The organism is Kineothrix alysoides, from assembly GCF_000732725.1.
Lineage (GTDB): Bacteria > Bacillota > Clostridia > Lachnospirales > Lachnospiraceae > Kineothrix > Kineothrix alysoides.
Window position 1 is genome coordinate 1,899,624 of sequence record NZ_JPNB01000001.1, and the last position, 18,569, is coordinate 1,918,192.

14 protein-coding genes and 3 pseudogenes are annotated in these 18,569 nt (G+C 38.3%); all 17 read right to left on the bottom strand.

Translation table 11 applies throughout. From position 1 onward, the window contains the following. Positions 1-312: 312 nt before the first annotated feature. The 17 genes and pseudogenes from CC90_RS24600 to CC90_RS0109115 all read right to left on the bottom strand — a co-directional run bounded on the left by CC90_RS24600 (position 313) and on the right by CC90_RS0109115 (position 18,548). Entirely contained in the window at positions 313-678 is a 366-nt protein-coding gene (locus CC90_RS24600; protein WP_416388720.1) for a DNA cytosine methyltransferase, read from the bottom strand. Positions 679-696: 18 nt separating this feature from the next. Next, positions 697-992: pseudogene (locus tag CC90_RS25365) on the bottom strand (transposase); the annotation flags it as partial. Between the two features lie 315 nt (positions 993-1,307). After that, positions 1,308-3,398: an AIPR family protein gene (locus tag CC90_RS0109055; protein ID WP_031390457.1), complete on the bottom strand. Its 2,091-nt coding sequence runs from the start codon at positions 3,396-3,398 to the stop codon at positions 1,308-1,310. Between the two features lie 3 nt (positions 3,399-3,401). Then, entirely contained in the window at positions 3,402-4,331 is a 930-nt protein-coding gene (locus CC90_RS0109060) for a PD-(D/E)XK motif protein (protein WP_031390458.1), read from the bottom strand. Then, positions 4,324-7,110: a Z1 domain-containing protein gene (locus CC90_RS0109065; protein WP_031390459.1), complete on the bottom strand. Its 2,787-nt coding sequence runs from the start codon at positions 7,108-7,110 to the stop codon at positions 4,324-4,326. Before CC90_RS0109065 ends, CC90_RS0109060 begins: the two co-directional genes overlap by 8 nt. Beyond that, on the bottom strand, positions 7,103-8,569 hold the full coding sequence (locus CC90_RS0109070) for an ATP-binding protein (RefSeq protein ID WP_031390460.1): 1,467 nt from the start codon (positions 8,567-8,569) through the stop codon (positions 7,103-7,105). The genes CC90_RS0109065 and CC90_RS0109070 overlap by 8 nt, the downstream gene beginning before the upstream one ends. Positions 8,570-8,583: 14 nt before the next feature. After that, on the bottom strand, positions 8,584-9,738 hold the full coding sequence (dcm, locus tag CC90_RS0109075) for a DNA (cytosine-5-)-methyltransferase (protein ID WP_031390461.1): 1,155 nt from the start codon (positions 9,736-9,738) through the stop codon (positions 8,584-8,586). 55 nt (positions 9,739-9,793) lie between these two features. Then, positions 9,794-10,012 carry a helix-turn-helix domain-containing protein gene (locus tag CC90_RS0109080; protein WP_031390462.1) on the bottom strand — a complete coding sequence of 73 codons (219 nt, stop codon included), beginning with the start codon at positions 10,010-10,012 and terminating at the stop codon, positions 9,794-9,796. A gap of 648 nt (positions 10,013-10,660) precedes the next feature. After that, positions 10,661-11,114: pseudogene (locus CC90_RS25370) on the bottom strand (IS30 family transposase); the annotation flags it as partial. Positions 11,115-11,314: 200 nt separating this feature from the next. Continuing rightward, a pseudogene (locus tag CC90_RS25150) lies at positions 11,315-11,536 on the bottom strand (transposase); the annotation flags it as partial. Then, complete coding sequence (locus CC90_RS0109085) at positions 11,535-12,572, bottom strand: virulence RhuM family protein (protein WP_031390463.1); 1,038 nt, start codon at positions 12,570-12,572, stop codon at positions 11,535-11,537. The pseudogene CC90_RS25150 and the gene CC90_RS0109085, both read right to left, overlap by 2 nt. Positions 12,573-12,791: 219 nt before the next feature. Continuing rightward, positions 12,792-12,956 carry a hypothetical protein gene (locus tag CC90_RS24370; protein ID WP_165919303.1) on the bottom strand — a complete coding sequence of 55 codons (165 nt, stop codon included), beginning with the start codon at positions 12,954-12,956 and terminating at the stop codon, positions 12,792-12,794. A 277-nt stretch (positions 12,957-13,233) separates the two neighbouring features. Continuing rightward, the gene (locus CC90_RS0109095; protein ID WP_031390464.1) at positions 13,234-14,466 is read right to left on the bottom strand and encodes a hypothetical protein; all 1,233 of its coding nucleotides are present in this window, start codon (positions 14,464-14,466) and stop codon (positions 13,234-13,236) included. A 560-nt stretch (positions 14,467-15,026) separates the two neighbouring features. After that, a complete protein-coding gene (locus CC90_RS0109100; protein WP_051869356.1) occupies positions 15,027-16,007 on the bottom strand; it encodes a DUF5688 family protein in 981 nt (326 codons plus the stop codon). Between the two features lie 59 nt (positions 16,008-16,066). Further along, positions 16,067-16,624, bottom strand: coding sequence for a recombinase family protein (locus CC90_RS0109105; RefSeq protein WP_031390466.1), 558 nt, complete (start codon positions 16,622-16,624; stop codon positions 16,067-16,069). 174 nt (positions 16,625-16,798) lie between these two features. Continuing rightward, complete coding sequence (locus CC90_RS23050) at positions 16,799-17,587, bottom strand: hypothetical protein (RefSeq protein ID WP_051869357.1); 789 nt, start codon at positions 17,585-17,587, stop codon at positions 16,799-16,801. Between the two features lie 13 nt (positions 17,588-17,600). Further along, positions 17,601-18,548 (bottom strand): YqaJ viral recombinase family nuclease, encoded by a 948-nt coding sequence (locus CC90_RS0109115; protein WP_031390468.1) that lies wholly within the window; start codon positions 18,546-18,548, stop codon positions 17,601-17,603. Between the last annotated feature and the right edge of the window lie 21 nt (positions 18,549-18,569).

The window sequence follows — 18,569 nt, forward strand, 5'->3', positions numbered from 1 at the left end:
AACAAAGTTTTTATTTATAACGTTTTTATTATTTTACTTTACAATAGATATATGATTTTTTTGCTCTCGTTTTACTAATTTATTATACTCTATAGTCGAATTTTCCAACAAAAAGGCCCATAAAATAAAATGGGCGATCAATAAAAATATTTTGATAATTTATAGTTTATGATTCCCCTTTATATCTTTAAATATATACTGAATTAAAAAAGATATCAATCTATAAATTACATTTTTCGCTATTTTATATAATATTTAATGTTATATATCAAAGAAATAGCATTTCATTTTAATTTTAAAAAGTAAATATAACTAGTAAGCGCTTTCTTCGAAAACATGATACACCACCTTATATCCAATTTCTTCATAGCTACCTAATATGTATTTAAATTCTTCTCCTCTGTTTTTAGTAAGCATTATTGACGGTGCTTCTAAAAGAAACATTTGGGGAAATCCATTGTGAATAATATTGAATATACTATTGTTGACACCATTTTGGTCAATTTTTATTTTATGAGTAAAACTAAAGCCTTGGACAATAATTTTTCCTATAATAATATCTGTATATGACAATTCTTTGGGTGAAATATCTTTTAAATCTCTATAGATAAAATTATTATTTGCTGTCACCTTTGGATATATAGTTGCACATTCCTTATCATTATCAAATGCACATATAACTTCAAATCCTGCTTCTTTAGGGTATTTTTCACTCCATTTCCCAGCAAAAGAACCCAATTCAGATAAAGCAGTTTCTTCCGTTGGGGTTGCGTACACACGTTTCAGGTCTGTCATAAGTGGTTTAATCTCTTTGTAGGAAACGAATTTTGTTGTGTTTCTGATTTGATGGATGATGCGCTGCTGGATTTCGGTTTTGGGGTAAACGGCTTATATCTCCTGAGGAAAACCGGAAATCCCATCCACACAAGCAATCAGAATATCCTCTACCCCATGGTTTTTAAGCCGTTCAAAATAGAAAGCCACCACCTTGATTACTAGTAGTTGAACTATTGCTTTCTACCCCTTTATTTCCTTTTAATTTCATCAAATAGTAAATTCTATATACATGACATTCTTTACCACTCAAAGCCCCATCCCCCTAAAACATGCTTTCATTAACAAATGTCCTCCGATCTATTTCATAAATTAATTCCCGTATCTTCTCGAACCTCTCTTAAAACTGCCCGTTTAGAAGTCTCTCACATATACACGCCGCCACCAATGCTATAATAAGTAGTCATCTAGGATACTGACTTTGGGGGATAATAGAAAGCCCATTGTATCGGTTGTTTTAGACCTTTTGAATATTATACTGGTATTTGCGCTTTTCGGATTTTTTCTCTAACTTCCATAATTCGCTTAAATTGAAATTGAGGGAGGCCTCTCTTACCGGCACAATATTCAGCAGCAAGTTTTAAAGTCTGAAAATCGCTACCATTAATGACGCCTTGTGAATTAGCAATCTCACAAAGAGCGTCCCAATAGTCTGCTCCAAAGTTAAAAACATCTACTTCAATGGATATACCATCTATGAACTTTTGGTTCTTTTTTGCAGCACTCTTTTCATCATGAATATCGTCCTTACTAACCAAAAATGCCTTAGTCAAAACGCTTAACTCGTAGGATAACTGCTTTACTTGCTCCCAACATTCGCTTTTCTTACAATAGGTCTCCACATTACCGATGTTAGGACGAAAAAAAACCTCGCGCGTAATATAGGCAATCTGCATGATTTCTTCAATCAGAAATTCCGGTAACTCTTGCTTATCCCAAATATACCTGTAGTTCATAAACAAACCAAACTTTTGTACTTCATATATAAGTTTTGCAAAAGCATATGTCACATTCTGAATCAAGTAACCATTTCGTTCTTTATACCAGTCTTGCTTTAAAATGGTCTTTCTGATTGTACTAAAAAGAATCGCTTTTGCAATCAAATCGCGAAAATAAGATTCATTGAAAACAGAAGGATCAGCTTTCCACTGCTTCTCCATTTCAGTTTGAAAGCGCACCGAGTTAATTTCTCCCCCCCACGAAACATGGTACGGCAACATTTCAGCGGAGTTTATGTACCGAGCCAAGTCTTTCTTATCGAACCGTTGGTTGGATGGATTAATCCTTTCGTACGTTGCCCTTTCACCTTTTGTCATTTTCATTTTCGGTTGTTCGTATTGACCACGCGAGCGTTCAAAAAACCAGATTGTTTGGTATGGCAGTCCTTTGGATGGTGGAGCGTAGAGCTTACGTGAAAATTCTTCTATACGTAGATAGAACTGATGATTTGATACCAAGTCTGCTGCTGTGACTTTATTTTGGCTGTTAGCATATTGTGATGTGTTTCTTATGAACTCATCGCCCTCTTCGCCCTCATCAAGGGTTACAGTCAGTTTCATCTGCACTAAAATTCTGTCTAGTGGAGCGTTATCCTTGATGCTTGCTGATGCTAATGATGCAGTAGTTTGGCCACCATTAATTATTTGAAAATCAGTGAATGACGTAATACAATGCCCCTTACACGGAATATCTTCAATAGTTACGCTTTTCGCTGTGGTTGAAATTCCATTATTATAGGAAAAAAAGTTCTCACTCTCATTAAGAATCGTTGCTCTAATCCCTTTATTTACACCACCCCGCAATTGTAAGAAAGAGCGAACATTTCTTTCAAGCAATCTTGGCCCAAATTTTTTATAAATATTTGAAAGGAATTCGCCCGGAACGACTGCCAAATACGCCTCATAACGTCCAGATCCTATATCGGCACGGATACAAGGTATCCCCTCAGTGCCAAAATCAGTAACTTTGATAATGATATCTTCTTTTTTGGTATTGGCAAGCTGTGCATTATATATTTTCTCCATGTCTATTACATCCAACTCAACCTTGTATGTTTTGCCTTGAAACTGAACATCATCTAGATCTATATTTTTAACGCGCTTGCTTAGTTGGTTGGTACTGACAATAAAAAGGTTAACTTTGTATATGTCTTCTGCATTTTTCTTAATATCAAGTCCGAGTTGGACAGCAGGGTTAGATTGCTCTCCATTGGAAAAGTACCCCTTGAGTGCATTCTCAACAAAATTAATCATCTGCGCGCTATGAGTGCTAATATCTGTATTGGTAATACTAGCTATCTCATCTGAGTTGAAGTCTGCATATAGCAAGTTTATCGTATTTGTGGACAATTCCAGCGAGCCTGCATGTATAAGCATACTCTTGAATGCACGAGTTCCTGTTGGTACAGAGAAATGGCACTGGTCAATAGAAGACAAAAGAGACCAGTCACTGACCATTATTTCAGATACCAAATCAATAAATACCTCATGTGCATATCGCTCTTCTTCAATTGCAGTTGCTTTAATTTGATTTATGTAATATTCTCTGTATTCCAACAAGTCCATCAGTTATACCTCCTTGAACCGCTCTAAAGAGTTGATAATAAGCTCATAACTCACTTTACAAATTTCCTTGTACTTTATGTCATTTTCCTGTAAACGTGGGAATGTATTGTCAACAAGATACGATTGTTCTGAAACTACATTAAACTTCTCGGAGCAGCACTCGTCGGTAAGACAAATTCCGTAAGTTTGAATCTTACTAAGAAAGAGTTCCTTAGTCTCGTCTGTATCAATTCTTTGCAGTATACTATCAAATAACTCGCCAATACTCGACTTCCCATTGGTAAACATAGGTGACATGGACTCCAATTTTACAATAACAAGATGTCCGGGGATTGCTGATGACAACTGGGATACCGACGAAATTTTGACGCTAACTGATGAAGCAGAAACAGCTTTAATTTCGAACCAGTCTAAATCCTTGGAAAAGTCCTTTGCTGTTCCGTCCGTTCCACTCCAAGATCTTATGGCATCGGTAACGCCATATTTTTCGACAAGTTTTGTATTGAGAAAATACAATTCGCCAAATAGTCCTTTTATTAACTCGGCAGAAATCACAGCATTACTTTTTTTAAACAAGGTCTTCCATATATGAAAGCGATTTTTCAAATAAACAAGAGCTTTTTTTTCATCATTTGTCCCATTAACAGCCTTAACAAGATCACTACAAAATGAATAAAACACTTGCTTCGCTGTAGACTCAAGTAAGTCGAAGTTAGTCCAATAAATACGCTCGCTTTCCTTTCCTTGCACCACCTTTAAAAGTTTTGTAGAATCCATTTTTGGAGGAACAACCGTAGATAAAAATGAAAGCCGAGGATTACCCTCATTACTAATCCCATAATAGACTTTGACTGCAGCATCTACATCTATTAGTTTCTGCGAACCCATCTCATTTGAAATAGTTTCGAACATTTCTTTCCCATAATCACTCATTGCTTAACTCCTCCTCGTCAAAATCATCGTCAGCGTTTATCGCGGCTACCATCACAAGATTGCCTCTGTACACTATCCGTTCCTTTGCTTCTTTGGATGGAAATCCAACAGCAAAACCAACAAGCAAATCTGAACCAAATGCTTCTTTTACAGAGACATAACGATCACGCTCTGAAAGCGACAGCTTCGAATTGTCAATTTTAAGATCGATAAAGTAAATAGCCAATAGAGGTCGCTCACGCAATTTTAACCAGTCCGTAGCAGTCAACTGATCAGCTGGCTTGTTTGCATTTCGTGTCCTTTTCTTTGAAAGTATTTCTTGACGCTGTTCAGGAGTAATTGTGACGCCACTATTAAAAATACCGGGATCAACAATTCGATTATTTGAACCACCCATTCGAATATAATTTTCGTCAGATGCCCCCAAATGGAAAGTACGCTCTGTCGCGGACAGGGATTTGCCTTGGATATAAGAAGTTCTTTCCGAATCGCCAGTTGCAATAACAACATCCCATTCGGGAAATAGTTTACTCTCAGATGTATACGCTGCCAAATTAACACAATCAAATCGCTGATTAATGCCACGGCCACTTGGTATAATAATTTGCTTTATAAGCGAAGCGATGTCATCTTTGCTCACATGGCTCATCATAAAGCGATTATCGATGGTAACGAACAATTTACCTTTTTTCGCCTGTGCCGCAATAAATGTTTCTACAACCAAATGATTTTTTCGATTTTTTTCTACATCCTTAAACAACTTTGAAGTATCTGCGTACACACCTCCATAATTGACATAGTGTTCAAAGACCTGCGTGTTCCGCATTTTGTTCCTTGCTGTAACAAGCAGTGTGGTTTCGAGTGTCGCAGGTGACTCTTTGACCATAAGTCCGAAGTCTTCAGGCTTCTTCCCCTGTAGTTCCATCTCTCTAAACTGCTCTTTTAAATCTCTAACTGCATCCAGTACCGAACCAAAACAATCAATACTTGCCTGTGACATATAAATGCGGCATAGATCCTGATAGCGGGGACGATAGCCAAACCAACGACACATCTGAAGCAATGTGTCATATGCCGCAGCACTTCGGCTATAGTAACTCACACAAAGCCCCTCCAGTGTAAGCCCACGCGAGAGCACAAAACCCCCTATTACAATTACCCTTGATCCTATATCGGCATGGGCATTGTAATCATATCGAAAATCGCCACTATATCTGTTATTAATAATAGTTGTTTCAACCAACCTTATTTCTGCATACAAGCCATGCTGAATATCAACCCAAGCAAAATCATTACGGACTTGCGCATAGAAATCCGTCTGAGTTTCATCTCCAACAGTGAACAAATCGTATATTTTACGCATCTCCGCGTTTTTTATAAAATCTTTCTCAGGTTTGTATGCATCCTGCTCGATAATGTTCTTCAGCAATGCTAGATAACTCTTTACAGCCTCACTAACGCTCTCTTGGGGGGCGTTTAACGCAGTTACATTAATCATCATTGAACGATGCTTGTACTTATCACCACGCAAGCTACGAACAACATTGTTAATTAAAAAAGACAAAATAGCCTCTTTTAAACTGTCTGGTAAAGCAGAAACGACAAAGTCCTTTTTGTGCTTGACTGGAATAAAGTTTTTTTCCTCAGTGTCCAGCATTCTAATCATCGAAGGAATAGAACCATCTCGAGGGAAAACGCTCTCTCCGCCAAAATAGTAATCTGGTGCGTTAAGTTGGACAATAAAATCGTGAGGGAACAAGTCTTGGTCGTCATCGTTTACATCAAAAGGGTTTATAAAGATGTTTGCAAATGGTGTAGCCGTAAAACCAATATAAGAAGCAATAGGAAATTTATTGTATATGTCTCGTATTCTACGATTTACTGCCGAGGGGTCATATTCAGGCCTTTTTGTGTTGGGAGACGCATTATCAGCCTCGTCATCAATAATTAGGATGCTATTTCCCGAAATGTTATCACCTGGCTTCAGCCAGTCGTGAACGCTCTTGAGAATAGAAGCGTTTTTCTTAACCACCAAAATAACAGGCTTATTGAAATCCATAGCTTGGGCATTTGTGTTCTTTTGAATGAATTTTTTAAAATCCCAGTCAGCATTTGTAAGAGGAATGGCGTAATATTGATGAACAGATTCGCCAACGCCTATGTAGTTTATCAACCCGCTGCCAATGGAATTACTATCTGCACCAATAAAGCCCATATCTACACGATCCTGAGTTTGCTGTCGTAGAGAGTTCGTCAGGCCAGCAAGTAAAACAATGACATGGTACCCAAAATCACAAGCCAAATTTATTAGTCCCAGATAGTTTGCAGTCTTTCCCGCTTGCACATCCCCCATAACCATACCACGCTTTTTTGAGTCCATAGAATCTGGAGATTCTTTTGGGTTAGCACATCTCGAAAGCGTACGTTCACAATTGACTTCTAGATTATCAATGACATCTTCATCCCATCCAGATTGACGGAGGTAGGTACGATAACGTTCAAAATAAGGGCGTTCACCATCACGCTCTGATGTAAACCAAATATCACTACTCGAGTCATTTACAAGAATGTCTGGATCAAATGTCTTGATTCCTACATTGGTTTCGTATCTACTTACCACTTCGTTCAGAATGCGATCAAAATCTTTATCTGTCCGGAAAACTCTTATTACACTTAAAATAGTTTCCGCTTGGGTTACTAGCTCTTGATGCGCTGTTGGTTTTTTCTCTAAGAAAGCTTCAAGCATTGTTAACGCCTTTGTAATAGTGTTATTATCCATTACCAAGCAACCTCCTTGTGATATAGTCAGTTTTTTCTTTCAGATTGCTGTATACCTCAGTTGAAAGCAATCTACTAAGAAGTCCAGCCTTATCATTTGGCTTTGCCATAGCCAAAATATCTGTTAACTCGCTTATTTGTTGTTCCTCATCAAACATATCCGTTCTATCTGATATTCGAAGAGTGTCATCTGTATGGTCGTTCCAAATAGAATGTTTTGGCAGTGAGGTTTCTATTTGGGATAACAGAATTTCAAGAAGCTTCGCTTCGCCATGCCCCAAATTATCAAATAATTCAACAACAAGTGGATTATCACGATTAACGCTGTACAATGCCGTCTTCTCTTGCATATTTATTGTCCGTATCCACACAGGGCTTTCTGTTCGTTGCTCCTTTATACCAGGGAAACGTACAGTTTTCTTACTACGAACAAATGAATCCTTGACGGAGGCTCGGAGTTCCTCTCGGATTACATCTGGTATTCGTGCGGAGGACTTCTTTACATCCAACATCCAAATAGAATCCAATGTTGAGGGGATATCCACTTGAACACGAGCAAGCTTATTCTGCTCACTTTTTAAACCCATTCGAAACCAACTGCCCCACGAAATAAGTCTTCTATTTCGGTAGAGGTAGAATCCTTGGTCGTCGTGAATACTCTTCGGATATCCCAATAAGGCCTTCTCCTCGTTCATGATAGTGTTCCAAAAGGGGAGTGTATAAGGTGTCACATCTATGTAATATCCATTAACCTTCAATCGCTCGGTGTGCCCGGTTTGCTGTCTTGGGGCAGAGCCACATAGGAACGGGTCACGCTTTTCAATTCTTTGATAGTTAAAATAAATTTCATGGCTTGCATAAAAACGATGGAACACTAATTCCACATGTTTCTTTGCTTCTGCTATCATCTCACGAAAGGTATCCTCAAACTTCTTTGAATGTCCCTGAATTTTATCAAAATCCTGCCAAATCACCAGAGTTCCTGATGTAAATTCAAACAATTTATCTATATTAGGCAACTTATTAATTTCATCTGTATCTAGAACTCGCAAATTCCATTTGTTCTTTTCTTCAATAAGATTCAGGTCAAATGTAATAGCACCGCATTCATCGCCGACCTTGCTTGCAACCGTAAATATACGACATTGAGAGAGTGAAGCAGCTTTTAACCCCAAGCCAAAACGTCCAAGTTCCAACTCGCTGTCTTCTCGTCCTTCTCGAATAGAGCCGAGAAGCATCGCATTCTCTAGTTCGTCATAGTTCATACCTATACCATCATCAAGGAATTGGACATAGTTGGAACTGCCGCCTACTTCACTGATTACGTTAATATGGCGCGCCTTTGCAGAGATACTGTTATCAATAATATCCGCGACTGCTGTTGAAAAACTGTATCCGATCGCACGTATACCAGTTATTAACGCCTTAGCCGGCGGTTCTTTAACAATGATTCTCCCCACGACAGCTCCTCCTCTCAGTTATCTGAAATCGGTTTTTGGGCAATTCCATACTGTCCAGCAAACATTTCACGGAATATTTCGGCCAGCACATTTACGACTATGGAATTACCAATCAACTTGTTCATTCTCCTATATGTAAAGTCTAAGTGTATCGTTCTCTCGTATTCCTCTTCTGTGAAGCCCATAAACAAAAACGCTTCACGTATAGTCAAACGCCTAAAAGTTTTACCCAAAGCTCCTGTGTATTTAAATAGAGCTGCCGTGTATGTTCTGTCCATATTACAAGTTATGGTTCTAATGATGGTATTCTCATTGGCCACCTTGCCATTTATTGCCCACATCTTCTGCCGAGATGGTGTGGCATTTAGTTGTGCAATATTGGCTTCATTGCGCAACATTTCGCGTTCATAATCTAATCTTAAAAATTGAGTTGCATCAAATTTTCGCTCTTGTTTTCCGCAATCAATGCGTTCGGATACTCTAACGAGATTTTGGCCCAGTTTACTTACAATAAAAGCTCGAACTCTATCCTGTGGTATTCCAAAGTCGAGTGCATTTAATACCATAGGCACATCGTTTTGATATCCTATTGACTCAAGAAATTCCAAGAAGGCCTTCAAATCTTCCTTGAAAGCATCACACAACACCGTTTTAACGTTTTCCATCAGCAAATAATCTGGAAGTTTATCCAATGCGTGAAGTTCTTTAAGAAGACGCTCAATTTCCCATAAAAGTGACGAACGTGTGCCAGAACCCTTTTTCATCCCCTTACCATTTCCACCAGTTGATAAGTCTTGGCATGGAAAACTATAAATGAGGAGATCACATTTTGGCATTAATTCGCCTTTAAGTTGCGAAATAGAACCGTAATTTTTACTACGCTTATTAGCAATATAAAGTCGTTCGATAACATCCCGATCCAATAAGTTTAAATTCGTCTTACGTACCGAATCGCGGCTAAAATCATATTGTGACAGATACTCCATCTGTTCTTCATAGGAGGGTACTTCAATAACTTCTTCGTCAGAATGATGAATGGCGTCATAACAAATAATTGCATCTACCATCCACTCGCTTATGCCAACTATTTCATAATCTGCACAAAGGCGATCTAAAGCAGTAGCTTGTGCACCGATACCGGCAAAAGCCTCAAATACACGCAAAGCCATAATAGCAACCCCTCCTTTCTCATTTTTATAAAGTTCATTATTTTGAATCGCTTTCTTAAGTATTGTCTGCCTTTTCAGGAGTCGAATCAACAATATCAGCAATATTGCAATTTAGAGCTTTGCATATTTTTAATAAAGAAGCCATCGTAACAATCTCTCCCTTTGATAGCTTTGCAATAGTCGCTGGACTAACATGCGCCATTTTGCGCAACTGAGTTTTGTTTATGTCTTTGTCGATGCATAACTTCCATAATTTCTTGTAGCTAACAGTCATGGTTTTGACCTCCTTTAGATGCTACCGCCTTTAAAATATCCATTTACATCACATTTCCAACTGTACATATATTGTTTCTAAATGATGATATTCTCTTTGCTTTTCATCAAAGATAGAGGTGCCTTGTCCAAAAATATATTGTTTCATAACGGGGTATCGTTTTTGCAAGATATAAAAGATTCCAACTCCACTTATACTCGACAACAGCAATATTTGTGTGAAACCCGCATAAGACTTCCGATCTAGAATCGACATAATGCTTCTGTGTGGCAAGGTCATAGGGTTATTAGCAACGTATTTCGACTAAATAATCCTATGTTTTCTATTATAAACGCCAAAAAAATATATATCAATAGTAAAGCTTCACATATACGAATCTTTTATATGTGTAGGTGAATGAAAAATTCTAATATCTCTTATTTTATTATTGTCTGAATATTTGTAAACATTTGTAAACGAGATGCAGGTTTTGTAAACGAAAATCCACATTTGTAAGCGAAATGCAGTTTGATTTTTTGCTTTTTCTGACGTATGATAATAGAAAATAGATATGCCAAAAGGAAGTCAACTCCCTCTCGATTTTTTTGTAATCGGAGAACCGACCCCCTTTCTCAGTTCTTTATGAGCTGTTGGTGGCACTGTTTTATATTATTTTTTGAGAAGAGCTGGTTTTAACATGATGTCATTGGCGACAACCGGTGAACATCCAAGTTTATGTAAAACCTCTTCTCCGTGATAAAAGCTGAACGTTTCGTACGGACTACGATTATTCAGCTTTTTTCTTTTGTATGAATTAATGTGATTCATCATTAAGTTGATATCTTCTTGTGTCAGATAATTTATGCTGGTTCCTTTGGGAATCACACAACGTATTATTTCGTGGTTCACTTCAATCGTTCCCTTTTGATAAGGACTACCTGCATCACAATAGAGTACGCGGGTTCTTAAACAAGCAAATTTTTTATTACCATACTCAATGGATTTCTGATTCTAAAACCCACTTCCGTTGTCTGTTTAAATGCCAAAAAAATTTAACAAATTTTTCTTTGCCAAGGATATCACAGAGTATGTCATAACTATCAGTAACGCATTTTGATGTGTTATGAAAGCAGGGCATTCACAAACCTACACTCCATAAGAATTCGTCTTCTGCCCTCGGTTGACTAGGGTGTGTCTAGAAGCACAAACAACTTGTACTAGTCATCAACCACCAGTTCAACTGGCGGTTTGTTATTAGCCCTCATAAGGGCTATATTACCGCTTGCTCCAAAGAGCGGTATCGCAAGCACTTTTTCGGATCCGCTATAAAGCGGTACTTATTGAATCTTCTTTTCTTAATTCTTCTGCTTGCTCTTTTATATATTTCCGAACTGCTTCATCTGTTATGAAGCCACTTGTATCAACATAATATCCTCTTGCCCAAAAAGCTTTATCCCATTTGTTTTGCAGTTCTTAATGTCTGTAATAAACCATCAATATACTTTTGCCTTTTAGATATCTCATAAACATTGAAAGGCTTAGCTTAGTCCGGCCTTGTCTGCTCCTCAAGCTCCAATAAGAACTTATCATAATCGGACATAAACAACTTGTCCTGCACAATACGATATTTTTCAAATTCTGTTTCTGCATATAGCTTTGCCTGTTCCGCACTTATCTTTCCTGCACCAGTAAGTATCTCATTGCCATTAAACTCCAGAAAACCATCAAGGCGTTTTGCCCAATCCTCCATACTCATAGGAATCTGGCGTTCAGCCTGTAACTCTGCGTAATCAAGGTACAAGGATACGATTCTTTCCATGTAAGATATTTCATTGTCGCTCAGATAATTCTTCGCAATCGACACATCAGCTTTTACAATCTTTCCGTCTGGAGCAGCCTCCCAAGTGGTTAATCCCATATGCTCTTTTTCTGCATTAGCACGTTCCACGATAAGTTCCGCCGCTGTATGTCTGTGTACAGCCCAATGCATTTTGTTTTGCACCGTTTGGAAGAAACGCTTGGTAGTCTTAGCATCTTTATCGTAATCAAAGGCTGTCGCATACAGGTCAGTAATTTTTTGATAGAATTTGCGCTCAGAGAGACGAATTTCTCGAATATTTTGTAACTGACGTTCAAAATATTCATCTGTGAACATATGACCTTTTTTCAATCGCTCCTTATCCATTGTCCAACCTTGAATGGTATAATCTTTGACGATTTGTCCAGACCATTTGCGGAAGCGAACAGCACGGTCATTGTTTACCTTGAAGCCGACAGCGATGATTGCCTGTAGATTATAGTGCTTTGTATTGTATGATTTTCCATCTGCTGCAGTTATTAAGTATTTCTTAACAACTGAATTTTCCTCCAATTCATCATCTGAGAAAATAGTTTTCAAATGCTGATTAATCGCCGGAACTGATACATCATACAACACTGCCATCATTTTCTGTGTCAGCCATATATTTTCATCTTCATAGCGCATCTCCATGCTGTCAGCATTATCACCAACCGCCGCCACATAGGTCAGATATTCAGCCGCCGAGCTATGAATGGTTATTTCATCCTTCTTTTTACCCATAACAGTTCCCTTTCCTAACACATATTATATCTGTCTAATATTAGTTTTTTAATTTTTATCCTGCATAAAAATACTCTGTTTTGCTGTATAAAGCTCTGCTTATGTTACTCATCCGATAAGCAATCCGTTATTTTTAATCCACTTAAAGTTTTCAGAAATCAACGAAGATAAGTATTCTATGTCCAGTAATCATATCCTGCTAGCTCGGTAAATACTGCACTAGCCACGATCTTCTCTCATCTTCTTCAATTTTTCTTTCACTTCATCAATTGTACTGGTTCTGCCGTCCTTCATTGCCTTATATCCTTCACCGACTAAACGATAAAATTCTAATTTTTCAATATCAGTTAGTTCTAATACTTTCTGTGCATTTGCTACTAACATACAACCACACCCTTTCTTCATTTATAAAATACCATATTTATTTATCTTCAACAATCACTTATTGTTTAATACTTTTACTAAATACAGCATACTTATCAGCCTCATCTGTCAAAAACTATTATTAAAATTTTTCCAGACAAATAAAACATCTTAAGTAAGCACGCTTTGTATCTTAACAATATAATAAAAACGATAAAATCATATTCATAAATATACGTAATAAAGTTTTAAATTATCTTATATTTGCAAATAATGGGTTGAAATTACCAAATACCAATTACGAAAAGCAATGAATCAGTTCTTGCCTCTGTTCATTTAATAGCATTTCGCATCGCTCAGCATTAACTATTTTATCATAAGTATAGAGAAGATTGGGAATTCGCGGTATATTCCACTCCCTTGGAATAGTAACCGGATTGATATTTATTTCTTCGAGATCATTCAATGTCCGCCGGAAAGTTGCCAATTCCTCACCTTGAAGCATAGCCCTGACTTTATGTATTCCCCGGAATCGGCTAATTCTCTGCAATTCGCTGATAAGCCTTTCTTCTTTTTTGGGCTTATAAGATTTGCTCTGCACCCGCCGGATAGCCCCATCCAGTGTAAAGTAATCGCCTCTGCGTACGATCCGGTAAAAGTAGTCTCTAATGATGTCGGCGCAAAAGTCATCGGACAGCATTTCACTTATTACATCAAATTCCGATATGTCTTGTTTATCTTTGATATTTTTTGATAACAAATATGTCTTTTGATATTTGCATTGTACTTCAAAACGAATAATATTCTGTGATGCTTCTAAACTTGGGCATTGCTGAAACTCCTTTATTAACTGAGCTTCTTTTCGATAACAGTTAATGGTAACAGATCTACTTTCCAAATAAAAACTGTCTTTACAAGACATCTTTCTTTTGGATATATTGTTGTATTCCATTCGTTCTGAATAATGCTTGGGGATATCTCCATGCTTAATAAGGTATACCATCTGCTCGGCGGTACAAGGAATCTCCATTCCTTTGAGGTCAAAATTAATACAGTAATCAGGCCGATTTAATGAAAATTGGCTATAGTCCCCTAAGATAGGAGAAATTTTCCTCGCTTCGATATTAAATGAAGATGTAACCTTATCAAGGTAAGCAGCAGTGGCAGCTGCCAAATAATTGTTTTCAGACGCTAGAATTTTGGGATTGATTGTAACTTTAATACTACAAGGTCTGTCGTCCTCACCCGGTTTAATAAATCCTGGAGACTTATGAGCAATTCTTAACAACCATAAGATTCCTTTGCTTTGATTTGGATAATACACTTTATAATATTGCGGCGACGAGGAATATAGCCACTTTATAAATTCATCCGAGTTGTCAGTACCCTTAACATTACGAATTGGGAAAATCCTAATTTCTTTTGTTTTTTCCTTGTAGATATAAAAATCATTTAACAGTTCCTTTGCTTCTTTTTGAGTCAATTTCTTAACAATGCTTATTGTATGAAATCCTAGTGATGTATTTTCCACAGTAATTTTTCTCGCTTTCTATATGATTAAATTATCTCTTTTTTATAATATCTGTTCTATATATTATGTATAAAATAAAATACAACATAGAATTTTATAAGAAAATACATGGTCTTATACGAGAATAATACGTACTGTAGCATTATTTCTAACCTATGAATTATTTACAGAAAATGCGTATTACATTTAACAATATATTAAACAAAAACTACCCGTTGAATATGCTTTCAAAGATACAGCAGCCACCCTTATAATGATGACTGCCATACCTTGAATTGCAGATAAAATAATCTAAGTATCGTAACAATTCCAATATTGATGTTATCGCTAATCAATCCTGCAAATTACGATTCTTGTTATTCATGAGACAATTGAAATAAAAGATATAAACTTGTTTTTGAGTTCCTTAGATACCGTAATTCCATGGAGAATAAACCATTGAAAATCAAACATTTAAAACAAATTCATTCATTACGAGGGATGGCTCATCACCTTCTTATTCAGCCATTCTTTAAGCCTATTTCAGAGCTATTCTTTCCATTGACATATTCTTGTGAAACTTAACTTATGGAGATGACATTTTCGCCTATTACCTTATCGCAGCGTACCAATTCATGTTTTGCAGTATTGTACTCGTATATATAATCAGACAGCCGCTCCTCTACGGAAACATGCCTAAGATTTACCTCCTGTACCATCGTCTCCAGTTCCCTGAAATCAATATCCGCTGTTTTGGGCACAATCAGCGTTTCATGAATTGACGATGGAATCATATAGAAATCCCCACCAAGCTGTTTTGCTATCTGCTTCTGTACCTTTGTATTTAAGATACAGGCCGCCCCATTTACTCTTGCTTTATTGGTCAGGCAGTACATAGGTATACCACTCTCCGGAACCGTACTTTCAAAAAATCCTCGAATCAATTCTTCTTCAACTTCAAACTGCTTTGCGATATCCGGTATCAGCAGTTCTTTCACCACCTCTTGCAGCGTTGAAAATAAGGCAGGCATAAGCTGTTCCATATTGGAAAGAGCGGTCTGATGCAAGGTTTCCTTGTCTATTCCATATCCTTCCAATAACCCATTATGTATCGTAATGGTAAAACTGCCTTCCTCTCTTTCTTCCAGTATAATCAAGTAAATAACTGCCAAATCTTCTATCTGTGTAAATGGTTTATTTTTTAGGAACTTCTCATTTTTCTCTGCATTCACCAACTTGCATATCACCTTATCTTTTACCTTCTCCCAATCCGTAACGATGGATGAATCAAATCCTTTTGGTATATGGTAATCCATACGGATCTCTGCTATAGCTTGAAGAATACTTTCCATGCTCCTACCATTCTCATACTCTTTAAAATAATCATCCAGGCAAATGATTGGTGTCATATTGCTCCCATTTTCACCGATTTGCAGACCATCCAAGAAGCAGTCATTATTCTTTACAATCTCTTCAATCTGAATGTTACTATCCGCATATTTTTCCGGTAAGTTCTCTAAAATATGTTCCCTAACATAATTCTTAAATTCCGTGTAATTCATTCTATTTATCCTCCGTTAAGACAATCGGTTCGAGCAGATCACTTCCGTTCCAACCGCATCTATTTCTTATTCTTTTCCTTTACTTTTCGATAAAATGTAGATGGCTTCATATGCAGCCTACGCATAGCCTCCACTGCCGATATATCCCCTGCTCTCCATTTAGATACTACCTGGTCAAACTCTGGATGAACCATCGGTTTACGGCCTTTGTATTTGCCTTGTTCCTTCGCAATAGCGATACCTTCCTGTTGTCGTTGCAGGATATATTCTCGTTCCAGTTCCGCTACAGCCCCAAATACTGTCAGCATAAACTTTCCGGTAGGAGTGGTGGTATCAATGGCTTCTTTCTTTGAAATAAAGGCAACCTTCTTTGTAGTGAGCTGTTCCATCAGTTCCAGTAAATCCTTGGTATTGCGGGCAAACCGACTAATGGATTCTACAATTACCGTATCCCCCTCACGGACATAAGCGATCATCTTTTTTAATTCCGGTCGGTCCGTATTCTTACCACTGGCTTTATCAATAAAAACAGCATCCACATCAAGTTCCGCTAATAATACTTCCTGCCGAATGGTATTCTGTTCTGTGGTGCTCACTCGGATATATCCTATTTTCATCTCTTTATCCTCACAAAAATATCCCTATAGGCTACAGTCTAATGATATATTATAAAAGTATCCCAATAGAGTTGCTTTTCACGTTTTGGCATATGCCACATTTTAGAACAACCCTATTGAGAACCCGATTTCAACGTAACCTATTTCATTCTGAAAAAGCCTTTGCCACTTTCGTTACCCGGCTTCCTGAATCATAGGTTCTATGTCTATTTCTACCGTGTTAAATATCTCCATGAACTGCTTGCCAAATTCTTTTGCATGAACGGCTTCTTCCAGATTAAGGGTCCTGACCGATTCAAACTGATATTTGGCATATGGTTTTCCGTCCTTGCTGGTGGCTTTCTCCAGCGAAATCTTTGTAACAATGCTGTTTATCGATGTCATGTTACTGAGCAGACGGGTGGTATATTTCAGAAAAATCATCTTGCTCGACACCGGAATCCGAACCAAAAGCGGAAGGATATTCTTCGGTCTGAGCAGAAATACGATGACCGATTCTTTACAGGCCTTTGCTCCGGATTCCCCGTTCTTGGAACCAAAATCATTAAACGGGCACTGACTGCAGGGCTTTCCTTCATAGGAAACCATACTGTCAGGACTGGAACATACCGGCGGTGTTCCTTCCACAGGGTCAGGAGTATCCCAGTAAGCACGGGGTGTGAGGTAGCCCAGAATAATTCCGGTCAGTTCTTTTTCTGCTTCTTCTCCGGCAAGTCCGGGAACAGAAAACACCACCGCACCGCCGGAAGGTGACTTTACAAGGTCAAACAGCGGAAAGGACAACGGCTGGTTCTTTAAGTTCTCTCGAAGAATCTCCAGTGCATGGTTGGAAAAGGCAACATAGTCCGAGTGAACTGGGGGAATGATGGTTTCCTGTGTATGTAACAGCTTTCTTTCCTCCACAGGCTCTGTACTTGCCTTTATCTTACTATCTAATTGTTGTTTTAATTTTGAATTCTCCATATGGACCTCCAAGTCATACCGCTTCTTTTACGGAAAAACGGCGGAATGATGTTTTATTTGCATATTTTTTATACAGGACTGGATGCTCCGCTTTCAGGGTTTTGCTATCCAAGCGTTCCTGCGACATGCTTTTCCAGATAATTCTCTTACTTGCAATACTCCCGACTTCGTTTTCTCCCATCATCTGCTTTAACAGGTTCTCAGCTTCCTGCTTCTGCATCGTATATTGTTCCACCTTTTCACAGGCAGTCTCATATTGCATAATCAGCGGAGAAGCGGTATCCGGCAATCGGATTTGGGATTTAGGGATACTATCAGGAAATCTTTCCGCCAGAAACTTAACGGAAGCATCCGTACCGTCAAGAGGCGGCGGAACAGACGATTCTACATGATTCCAGAAGTCAGATTCCAGTTGAATTAACATAGTAATCAGTTCTTCATCCCGCTCCACGAACTTCCACCGGAAGGTGTTGCCGCCGATGAGTACCGCAATATACGCGCCCCGATATCCGGTAACCGCCATATAATGCTGGATCTGTAACAGGTATTCATCCGGCAGGGAATCCTCCTCCCACTCCCCGCATTTATAAGCGGAAGCTGTTTTCGCTTCAAAGATACAGGGCCCGTACTTCGGATGTTCACAAATACCATCCAGATTCGCCTGCATAAAGGAATGTTCTTCATTTTGCAGAAGATAAGGAACCAGATTTACTTCCATGCCGGTACGTCTGGTAAACTCTGTCCGTACCAAAGCTTCCAGCTGTGTGCCCCAATAGGCTGCTTCTCCTGCCTCCTGATAAGGGCGCTGGTCCGTCTTTTCCATCCAGAGCTCTACCGGGGATTTATAGCGGTTCATGCCGCATACAATGGAAGCGTCGGAACCGCCAATCCCCTTCTTTCGATAGGCAAGCCATTCCTCATAAGACATATGTTCCGTGGATACGGTAATAATTGCTGCCATATTTATAACCTCACTTTCCGT